Here is a 5,908-nt window from a genome sequence, read left to right on the forward strand (position 1 = left end):
CCGTTAACGGAGTTACCCATGTGATTGCGTTGGCGCCCGTCAGGCCATTGCGCGGCGGCCGGTCAACGCGCGTCCCAGGGTCAGCTCGTCGGCGAATTCCAGATCGCCGCCCATCGGCAGCCCAGAAGCGATTCGCGTGACGGTTAGATCGGGAATGTCTCGCAACATCCGCACCAAATACGTGGCGGTCGCCTCGCCTTCGGTGTTGGGGTCGGTGGCGATGATCACCTCGGTGATATCGACCCCGTCGACCTGCTGACCGATCCGGTTCAGAAGCTCGCGAATGCGCAGTTGCTCGGGGCCGACGCCGGACAGCGGATCCAACGCCCCACCAAGGACGTGATAACGACCGCGAAATTCGCGGGTGCGCTCGACGGCCTGGATGTCCTTGGGCTCCTCGACGACGCAGACCTGCGAGCCGTCCCGGCGCGGGTCGGCGCAGATGCGGCACCGCTCGTCGTCGGACACGTTGCCGCAGACCGCGCAAAACCGGACGCCGTCACGGACTTTGGCCAGCACCGCGGTGAGCCGGTCGATGTCAGGAGGCTCGACGGACAACAGATGAAACGCAATGCGCTGCGCGCTCTTCGGCCCGATACCCGGCAGCTTGCCGAGCTCGTCGATCAGATCTTGAACGGGCCCCTCGAACAAGTCAGGACCCCGGAATGCCCATTCCGCCGGCCAGCGGGCCGAGCGTCTGCTGTGCCATCGTGGTGACCTGCCCCGCGGCGTCGGCGAGCGCGCCCACGATCAAGTCCTGCAGCGTCTCGACATCGTCTGGGTCGACGACTTTCGGATCGATCTTCACCGCGACAACGTCGCCGCTGCCCTTGACGGTGACCTCGACCAGGCCGCCACCGGCCTTCCCCTGCACCTCGGCGTTGGCCAGGCGCTGCTGGGCAGCCATCAACTGTTGCTGCATCTGTTGCGCCTGGGCGAGCAACGCCGACATGTCGGGCTGTTCTCCGGGTTGCATGACGGTCCCCTTGCATCTTCGTCTCGACTTGGTTGCGCCTGCCGCGTGCGGGCGGTTCGGAACTTCAAGCCTAGACGGCGCCGGGCTACGGTGACGGCGTGCGTGTACGAGATCACCTGCGTGTCGGGACCGCGATAGCCGTCGGCACCTTGACCGTCGTGGCTGCCACCCCGACTCCGCCGAAGGCCGTCGCAGCCCCCGGCAACATCGCCGGGATGGTCGTGTTCCTCGACCCCGGTCACAACGGCGCCAACGACGCATCGATCAGCCGTCAGGTACCCACCGGCCGCGGCGGCACCAAAGACTGCCAGGCCAGCGGCACCTCGACCAATGACGGCTATCCGGAGCACACCTTCACCTGGGAAACCACGTTGCGCATCCGCGCCGAACTCAACGCCCTGGGGGCGCGGACGGCGATGTCGCGCGGCGACGACTCCTCGGTGGGCCCATGCGTCGACCAGCGCGCCGCGATGGCCAATGGCTTACACCCGAACGCGGTCGTCAGCATCCACGCCGACGGCGGCCCGCCCAACGGGCGGGGATTTCACGTCAACTACTCCGCGCCGCCGCTCAACCAGGTGCAGGCGGGCCCGTCGGTGCAGTTCGCCCGGATCATGCGTGACCAAATGCAGGCGTCGGGCATCCCGCCGGCCACCTACATCGGCCAGAACGGTCTCTATGGGCGTTCGGACCTGGCGGGGCTGAACCTGGCGCAGTACCCATCGGTCTTGGTTGAGTGCGGCAACATGAAAAACCCGGTCGATTCTGCGCTGATGGAGTCGCCGGAAGGCCAACAAAAGTACGCCGACGCCGTCGTCAAGGGCATCGTCGGCTATTTAGGCAGCCAAGGCCAAGCGCGCTAGCTCTCCAGTTCCTTTTTCAGGTTGGCCAGCACTTCACCCTGGATCCTTTTCAGTCCCAGCGGCGCGAACGTCTTCTCGAAGAATCCCTTCACGCCGCCAGCTCCTGCCCAGGTGGTCGTGACCGTGACGCTCGAACCGGGCCCGGCGGGAGCCACGGTCCAGTTGGTGATCATCGTCGAGTTGGCGTCCTTCTCGATGACGGCGTGGCCGGCGACGTCGACGGTGGCCCGGACATCGCGAACCCGGGATTTGGTGGCCTGCAGCTTCCAGCTGGCGACAGTTCCCTGTCCCTGGCCGCCTTCCAGCACCTGGTAGTCGCGGTAGTGCGACGACAGAATTTTCGGGCGGACTCCTTGATAGTCAGCAACGGCGGACAGCACGGTTGTCGGCTCAGCGTTGATCAAGATCGTGCTGGCTGCACTGACGTGTCCCATTAGGCGAAAACTCCTCTGCGCAGGTGTTGTGGCCGGCGCCACGCCTGGGTGCGGTGTCCATGCGCGGGCTGCTATCGGCGACTAGCGTATATCTGGTGGGAGTCCCTGCATCCGCACTGGCGGCTCATGCGGCGGGCGTCGAGCGGTTGCTGGCGAGCTATCGTTCGATTCCCGCGACGGCCGCCGTCCGACTCGCCAAACCCACCTCCAATTTGTTTCGCGCCCGTGCGAAACGCGACGCGCCCGGGCTGGACACCTCGGGCCTGACCGACGTCATCTCGGTCGACGCTGAGGCGCGCACCGCCGATGTCGCCGGCATGTGCACCTACGAGACTCTGGTCGACGCGACCCTGCCGTACGGTCTGTCACCCTTTGTGGTGCCACAGCTGAAGACGATCACACTGGGCGGGGCGGTTACCGGGCTGGGCATTGAATCGGCCTCGTTCCGCAACGGCCTACCCCACGAGTCGGTGCTGGAGATGGATATTCTCACCGGCGCCGGCGAATTGCTCACCGTCTCGCCCCAGCAGCATCCCGACCTTTACCGTGCCTTCCCGAATTCCTATGGCACCCTCGGCTATTCGACGAGGTTGCGGATCGAACTAGAACCCATTAAGCCGTTCGTGGCGCTGCGGCACGTGAGGTTCAACTCGCTGGCCGACCTAATGGCAGCGATGGACCGCATTATCGAGACCGGTGGTTTCGACGGTCTGCCGGTCGACTATCTCGATGGCGTCGTGTTCGGCCCCGAGGAGAGCTATTTGTGCGTCGGTGTGCGTACCGCCACCCCCGGCCCAGTCAGCGACTACACCGGACAAAAGATCTTCTACCGCTCAATCCAGCACGACGCCGGCATCAAGGAAGACCGGTTGACGATGCACGACTACGTCTGGCGATGGGATACCGATTGGTTCTGGTGCTCACGGCCTTTCGGTGCACAGAACCCCAGGGTGCGGCGGTGGTGGCCACGGCGCTACCGCCGCAGCAGCACCTACTGGAAGTTGGTGGCACTCGACCAGCGCTTCGGCGTTGCCGACCGGATCGAGAAGCGTCACGGTCGCCCGCCGCGAGAACGGGTGGTCCAGGATGTCGAGGTGCCGATCGAGCGCACAGCTGAGTTCTTGGAGTGGTTCCTCGATGCTGTGCCGATCACACCGATCTGGTTGTGCCCGTTACGGTTACGCGACCACAACGGCTGGCCGCTCTATCCGATCCGGCCCGGATCCACCTACGTCAATGTCGGGTTCTGGTCGTCGGTTCCCGTGGGCGATTCCGACAGCGCAACGAACCGGTTGATAGAGGCCAAGGTCGGTTCGCTGGACGGCCACAAATCCTTGTATTCCGACTCCTTTTACAGCCGGGATGAGTTTGACGAGCTTTACGGCGGTGAAACCTATAAAACCGTGAAAAAGGCGTACGACCCGGATTCGCGTCTGCTTGACCTCTACGCAAAGGCGGTGCAACGACGATGACGACCATCAAGGAACCCGCGACCACCACGGCAGGCAAGTTGAGCCTCGCCGAGATCCTGGCGATCGTCACGGGCGGCGCGAAGCGGTCGCTGAGGTTCACGGCTTACGACGGCAGCAGCGCCGGACCGGAAACCGCCGTGCTTGGAATGGATCTGCTCACCCCCCGCGGCACCACGTACCTGGCTACCGCCCCCGGCGAACTCGGCTTGGCGCGCGCCTACGTTTCGGGCGACCTCGAGGCGCGCGGGGTGCCTCCGGGCGATCCGTACGAATTGCTCAAATTGCTGGCCGAAAAGGTCGAGTTCAGCAGGCCTTCGGCACGGCTGCTGGCCGGCATCATCCGCTCGGTCGGCATCGAGCATCTGGTGCCCGCGCCGCCTCCGCCGCAGGAGGCGCTGCCTCGCTGGCGGCGGTTCGCCGAAGGCATGCGGCACAGCAAGACTCGCGATGCCGAGGCCATCCATCACCACTATGACGTCTCCAACACCTTCTACGAGTGGGTGCTGGGACCGTCGATGACCTACACCTGCGCGGTCTATCCGCACGCCGATGCGACGCTGGAAGAGGCGCAGGACAACAAGTATCGGCTGATTTACGAGAAGTTACGGTTGCAGCCGGGTGATCGGCTGCTCGACGTCGGTTGCGGTTGGGGCGGGATGGTCCGCTACGCCGCCCGCCGCGGCGTCCGGGCGATCGGGGCGACCCTGTCGGCCGAACAGGCCCACTGGGCGCAACAGGCCATCGACGCCGAAGGGCTCACCGAATTGGCCGAGGTGCGCCACTCCGACTATCGCGACGTCGGCGAGACCGGGTTCGATGCGGTGTCGTCGATTGGATTGACCGAACACATCGGGGTCAAGAACTATCCGTCCTACTTCGAGTTCCTCAAGTCCAAGTTGCGCCCCGGGGGCCTGCTGCTCAATCACTGCATCACCCGCAATAACAACAAGTCGAACTTCCGCGCGAGCAGCTTCACCGATCGTTACGTTTTTCCGGACGGGGAGCTGACCGGCTCGGGACGAATCACGTCAGAGATTCAAGATGCGGGGTTCGAGGTCCTGCATGCGGAGAACTTCCGGACGCACTACGCGATGACGTTGCGGGACTGGTGTCGCAACCTGGTCGCGCATTGGGACGAGGCCGTCAACGAGGTCGGTCTGGCCACGGCGAAGGTATGGGGCTTGTACATGGCGGCGTCTCGAGTTGCGTTCGAGCACGACAACATTCAGCTGCATCACGTGTTGGCGGCAAATCTCGACCCGCGGGGCACCGACGAGCTGCCACTGCGGCCGTGGTGGCAGCCCTAAGTCAAAGCTGGCGCCGGCGGCTTAGTTAACAGGGGTAGCAAGCCCACCCGTGGGCGCCGTTTCGCCAGTGGAACCCCGGACCGCAGCCGTGTGCCCCGGTAGTACCGTTGCAGTCGAGCGGCTGCACGATCGCCGGTATCCCGGGATCGGTGGGAACCGTTGGGATATACGGGATTTGGGTGGCGTGCGCGTGGGGAGCTATCGTCAACGAGCCCATCGCGAGTGCCGCGGCGACGGTAGCAATTTTAATCCGCATTGGAAACCATCCCCTTTCGTCTGAGCATGGACTTGATGACGTTACGCCTTTCACGTCAGTCATGTTGGGCTCTTTAACGATTGCTAAGAAAGTCAGTTGTTGTCGATGCGGCGTGCGCCCAGTTCGTTCTGCAGCAACTCCAGTGCCGCCTCTTCCGGGTCGCGGCGCGGAGTCGACGCGTCATCCTGACCCGCTTCGGCCAGCATGCTTTCCTCTTCGGCGCGCTGAGCAGGATCATCGTCGGCGGCTGGCTCCGCTGGCGCGGACGGACGCGAGCGTTCGGTGCGGCGGGCCGGCGCAGGCTGCTCTTCTGTTGTCGTCAGGTTCGGCGCGCCGGCTTCACATCGCACCCGCCAGTTAACGCCCAGTGCATCTTTGAGCGCCTCTGCGATCACATCGGCGTTGCGTTGTTCGCACAGCCGCTTGGCCAGCGGCGCCGATTCATGGCTCAACACCAAGGTGTCACCCTCGACCGCTCGCACAGTGGCGCCGGCCAGCATCACCTCGGTGGTTCGGCTGCGTTGACGCACCTTCTCGCGCACCGTCGGCCACAACGTGCGGACCGCGGCCGCGCCCGGTTCACCCGGGCCCGCCGCGGGC

General features: G+C 64.7%; 6 protein-coding genes and 1 pseudogene. 3 read left to right on the forward strand and 4 right to left on the reverse strand.

Going from position 1 to position 5,908, the window contains the following annotated elements; genetic code table 11:
* Positions 1-39: 39 nt before the first annotated feature.
* Positions 40-651, reverse strand: coding sequence for a recombination mediator RecR (gene recR, locus WBF82_RS05885; protein ID WP_424382142.1), 612 nt, complete (start codon positions 649-651; stop codon positions 40-42).
* Between the two features lies 1 nt (position 652).
* On the reverse strand, positions 653-976 hold the full coding sequence (locus tag WBF82_RS05890; protein ID WP_424382143.1) for a YbaB/EbfC family nucleoid-associated protein: 324 nt from the start codon (positions 974-976) through the stop codon (positions 653-655).
* Positions 977-1,074: 98 nt separating this feature from the next.
* On the opposite strand from WBF82_RS05890, the gene WBF82_RS05895 reads away from it, so the two are divergent.
* Positions 1,075-1,839, forward strand: a complete 765-nt coding sequence (locus WBF82_RS05895; RefSeq protein ID WP_424382144.1) for an Rv3717 family N-acetylmuramoyl-L-alanine amidase — start codon at positions 1,075-1,077, stop codon at positions 1,837-1,839.
* Here the strand turns inward: WBF82_RS05895 and WBF82_RS05900 are convergent.
* Complete coding sequence (locus WBF82_RS05900) at positions 1,836-2,273, reverse strand: SRPBCC family protein (RefSeq protein WP_424382145.1); 438 nt, start codon at positions 2,271-2,273, stop codon at positions 1,836-1,838. The genes WBF82_RS05895 and WBF82_RS05900 overlap by 4 nt on opposite strands.
* 92 nt (positions 2,274-2,365) lie before the next feature.
* Between WBF82_RS05900 and WBF82_RS05905 the strand changes: the two genes are divergently transcribed.
* Positions 2,366-3,745: an FAD-binding oxidoreductase gene (locus tag WBF82_RS05905; RefSeq protein ID WP_424382147.1), complete on the forward strand. Its 1,380-nt coding sequence runs from the start codon at positions 2,366-2,368 to the stop codon at positions 3,743-3,745.
* On the forward strand, positions 3,742-5,052 hold the full coding sequence (locus WBF82_RS05910) for a class I SAM-dependent methyltransferase (RefSeq protein WP_424382146.1): 1,311 nt from the start codon (positions 3,742-3,744) through the stop codon (positions 5,050-5,052). The genes WBF82_RS05905 and WBF82_RS05910 overlap by 4 nt, the downstream gene beginning before the upstream one ends.
* A gap of 348 nt (positions 5,053-5,400) precedes the next feature.
* On the opposite strand, the pseudogene WBF82_RS05915 reads toward WBF82_RS05910, so the two are convergent.
* Positions 5,401-5,908 (reverse strand): annotated as a pseudogene (locus WBF82_RS05915) (DNA polymerase III subunit gamma/tau); the annotation flags it as partial.

The sequence above is a fragment of the Mycobacterium sp. genome (genome assembly GCF_049673265.1).
Taxonomy (GTDB): Bacteria; Actinomycetota; Actinomycetes; order Mycobacteriales; family Mycobacteriaceae; genus Mycobacterium.